The 1,795-nt window shown below is 35.8% G+C and carries 2 protein-coding genes; both read right to left on the bottom strand.

Annotated features, from left to right (window positions below):
* Window positions 1-375: 375 nt before the first annotated feature.
* Window positions 376-1,473, bottom strand: a complete 1,098-nt coding sequence (locus tag ABIQ27_RS12780) for a hypothetical protein (RefSeq protein WP_348034298.1) — start codon at window positions 1,471-1,473, stop codon at window positions 376-378.
* A gap of 4 nt (window positions 1,474-1,477) precedes the next feature.
* A partial coding sequence (locus ABIQ27_RS12775) for a sigma factor-like helix-turn-helix DNA-binding protein (RefSeq protein ID WP_348034297.1) occupies window positions 1,478-1,795 on the bottom strand: 318 nt, incomplete at its 5' end.

Here is a 1,795-nt window from a genome sequence, read left to right as displayed (position 1 = left end):
TGTACAAACAGCCTCAAATAATTTGAGCAATGCCCTTTAAGACTTTAAATCCGTAGCAGCCAATTACACCCATACCAATAGAGCCCATAACGGTTGTACCACCTGTTTAGATTTAGTGAGTATATCCATGATCTCACTTTGTAGCTGTACAAGCAGCCTCTATAATTTTTAAATAACTTTTCAAATTGGGGTAAACCACAACGTCAGTGAAAATTCTATGATACTGCAAATGTTGTACATACTTTTCAAATTGTAATAAACCACAATTTTATTCAAAGTTCTATCAGGTTTAAGCAATTGTATCCCTGATAAATATTTAGTGAGTATAAATCCTGTCTCACCATACGGCTGTACAAGCAGCCTCCATTTCTTCGGTTATTCAACAATGACCTGAATACCCGCCTTTTCAGCTTTGTAGTTTATTTTATCTTTCAGGCTGTAATAACTCCAATTTTGCAGCAGGAATGGGTCTTGCTTCGCTATTTCTTCTTTTTGTTCCTGATTAACCAAGATTAAGGTGGCAGCCTCATGTTTCACGCAAAGATCAATTAGCTTCCGACTGTACACATGTAACTTATATTCAACATATCTTTTTTCCTGATGCTGATAATCTTCCAGACATTTCTTTTTCCGTTTAGTGCCATGACCGCCACGGTTAAAGGCAACTGCTTTTTTTACCCTGTGAATAGCCGCCTGTATGGCTAATCTACGATGCAGGAACTCTTCTTTGTTTCCAATGGTATGTTCATCACTTCCAATTTTAACAGTAACCGGATGTTCGATAGATAGTGAAGCCTCGGCAATAACAGAGGTGTCTAATTGATGTTGTTCTTTTTCAATCTGAATAGCCGCCAGTAAAAAAACTTTACCTTGATCCAGTTGGATATGGCTGGCACAAAGTTTTAACGTACCATTCAGAATCCTGTCCAACATAATTTTTTTATCTGATTTATCTTTTCCTAAATAAGTTCTGAAGGGAATCTGGAATAGCTTGAAACAAAAATTCTTATTGTCAGGTGTACGGCCCAATTTTGAAATTACTTCTGAACCAAAAGGCAGAGGAATATTTTTCTTATAGTTTCTTAACGACTTTTCACCTTTCCAATAAGCGGCCTTTTCTTTGTTAAAATAGGAAATAAGAGTATTATTTAGGTTGCTTAGGATATTGGTAGGGATTTGCCCTTTAAAATGATTAGAAAGTACCCGATACGTGGTATTCTGACGAGACGATTTTAAAATTCCATTTTCTTCTTTTTTTTCGTCAGCAATTTTAAGCTTAATTTCTTCGGTTAAATAAAAGAAGTCCTTAACCTGTTCCTGTACAAAATGGTGGCTCATAATCATATTAGCGGAACGGAAACAAATCCATTGCCAATTATAAAGCTGATCTTTTGCCTGTTTGATCACTTCTTTATCATCAGAATCAATGAGTAACTGAATTTTGCGGGTGATAATCATCTTATTGTTTTCCATAGCCTTAGATTTTTACTTTTTTAATTTTGGTACAGGCGTTTGAAAATGCCTTTTGAATATAGCCCTGATTTAAGTTTAAGGCCGTTGCTATTTCTTCAAAACTGTATTGGAGTTCATAGCGCATGTGTAGAATAGCCGATTGTTCTTCGCATAAATCCCCTTCAAACTTAAACTTATTGGTTTTTCCTACTGTGGTAAGTTTTTGGGTATTTGTTAGGATGGCTTTAAGGCATTCCAGTGTTTTTTCAACTTTTCTTGCCACCTGATAATCTGATATGCCCCCAATATGCCATGCGATGCGGTCATAATTAAAAGAATACTT

Source organism: Flavobacterium sp. (assembly GCF_039916025.1).
Lineage (GTDB): Bacteria > Bacteroidota > Bacteroidia > Flavobacteriales > Flavobacteriaceae > Flavobacterium.
This window is presented reverse-complemented; position numbering and strand designations above follow the sequence as displayed.

What these genes read in the sequence shown, in the direction of transcription:
- ABIQ27_RS12780 (WP_348034298.1), bottom strand. Translation starts at nt 1,473, where the DNA reads ATGGAAAACAATAAGATGATTATCACCCGCAAAATTCAGTTACTCATT.